This window comes from Sphingomonas sp. NPDC019816, assembly GCF_050274375.1.
In the GTDB taxonomy this organism is placed as follows: domain Bacteria; phylum Pseudomonadota; class Alphaproteobacteria; order Sphingomonadales; family Sphingomonadaceae; genus Sphingomonas.
In genome coordinates, this window is record NZ_JBNNOB010000264.1 from 1 (window position 1) to 1641 (window position 1641).

The window sequence follows — 1641 nt, forward strand, 5'->3', positions numbered from 1 at the left end:
CGTCGACGAGACGCTGGCCCAGCTGCTGGTCGCCGAAGGCTTCGGCGCGCTGGAAGAGGTCGCCTATGTCGAGCTCGACGAGCTGGCCGCGATCGAGGGCTTCGACGAAGACCTCGCGCAGGAGCTGCAGAGCCGTGCGCAGGAAGCGCTGGACCGCCGTGAACAGGCTGCGCGTGATGAACGCCGTGGCCTGGGCGTCGACGATGCGCTGGCCGAGATGCCCTATCTGACCGAGGCGATGCTGGTCACGCTGGGCAAGGCGGGCATCAAGACGCTCGACGATCTCGCCGATCTGGCGACCGATGAGCTGGTCGAGAAGAAGCGCGCCGAGCCGCGTCGTCGTGGCGACGATGCCCCGCGTCCTGCCCCCAAGGGCGGCATCCTGGCCGAATATGGCCTGAGCGATGAGCAGGGCAACGAGATCATCATGGCCGCCCGCGCGCACTGGTTCACCGATGAGGAAGAGCCCGCCGCCGACGCTGGCGAGTCGGACGTGGAGGGCGACGAAGCCTGATGCCGTTCGTTTCGATCCGTCTGGCGGGCACCGCCTCCAAGCAGCAAAAGGCCGAGATCGTCGCCGACGTGACTCGTTCGCTGGTGGAGCGGCTGGGCAAGAACCCGGCCGCCGTCCAGATCGTGATCGAGGAGGTTTCGACCGAAAACTACGGGGCGGGCGGTCAGCTGATCGCCGACCGTGATGCGCCTGCCACTCAACCCCGGGGAGACGCGCATGCGGAACCGGGACAATGAGCGCGGTGGCGTAACCAACGCTCCGGTCAAGAAAGGCCGGAGTCCCAGAGAGTCCGCGAAGGCGGCCCGCGACTCGATCGACGGGCCGGTCCGCCGCTGCATCCTGTCGGGCGAGCATGACGCGCGCCCGCACCTGATCCGTTTGGCGCTCGCGCCCGATGGGCGGGTGCTGCCCGATGTCCGTGCGAAAGCACCGGGGCGGGGCGGCTGGATCGGTGTGACCCGCACCGAGCTTGAGGCGGCCATCGCCAAGGGCAAGTTGAAGGGGGCACTGGCGCGCGCGTTCAAGACGGGCGAGTTCAGCATCCCCGCCGACCTGCCCGATCTGATCGCCACCGCGTTGGAGCGCAATGCGCTCGACCGGCTGGGACTCGAGTCGCGCTCGGGCATGCTGCTGACCGGATCGGACAAGATCGCGACGGCGGCGCGCTCGGGGCAATTGCATGCGCTCTATCACGCGTCCGATGCGGGCGAGGATGGGTGCCGCAAGCTGGCGCAGGCGTGGCGCGTGGGATCGGGGCGTGAAGGTTCCGATCTCAAGGGGTTGGCACTGCCCGCCACACGCCCCATATTGTCATTGGCGTTGGGCCGCGAAAATGTGGTACACATCGGCCTGACAGATCGTAACGCGGCAAAGCGGGTGAGCGAAGCGCTCGACCGCTGGCTGCATTTTATCGGACCCGACCCTGTGGCAACGCCTTGCGAAACGGCCTCGCAAGGCGCATCGGCGTCCGACATTACCGGTGACCGAACGGCCGTGACCGTACACGAGGATTTTGAGTGAGCGAGACCGACAACGACAAGCCGAAACTCGGGATGCGCCAGCCTTTGGGGCTGAAGCGCACGGTCGAGACCGGCAAGGTGAAGCAGAGCTTCAGCCACGGCCGGTCC

General features: G+C 67.3%; 4 protein-coding genes. All 4 read left to right on the forward strand.

Annotation, left to right across the window (positions count from 1 at the left end; translation table 11 throughout):
• The coding region (locus tag ACQKJZ_RS19270; RefSeq protein ID WP_427733305.1) for a helix-hairpin-helix domain-containing protein at positions 1-514 on the forward strand (514 nt) is incomplete at its 5' end.
• Positions 514-750, forward strand: a complete 237-nt coding sequence (locus ACQKJZ_RS19275) for a tautomerase family protein (RefSeq protein WP_427733307.1) — start codon at positions 514-516, stop codon at positions 748-750. The genes ACQKJZ_RS19270 and ACQKJZ_RS19275, both read left to right, overlap by 1 nt.
• A complete protein-coding gene (locus ACQKJZ_RS19280) occupies positions 731-1534 on the forward strand; it encodes a DUF448 domain-containing protein (RefSeq protein ID WP_427733309.1) in 804 nt (267 codons plus the stop codon). The genes ACQKJZ_RS19275 and ACQKJZ_RS19280 overlap by 20 nt, the downstream gene beginning before the upstream one ends.
• Before the next feature lie 32 nt (positions 1535-1566).
• The coding region (locus ACQKJZ_RS19285) for a translation initiation factor IF-2 associated domain-containing protein (RefSeq protein WP_427733311.1) at positions 1567-1641 on the forward strand (75 nt) is incomplete at its 3' end.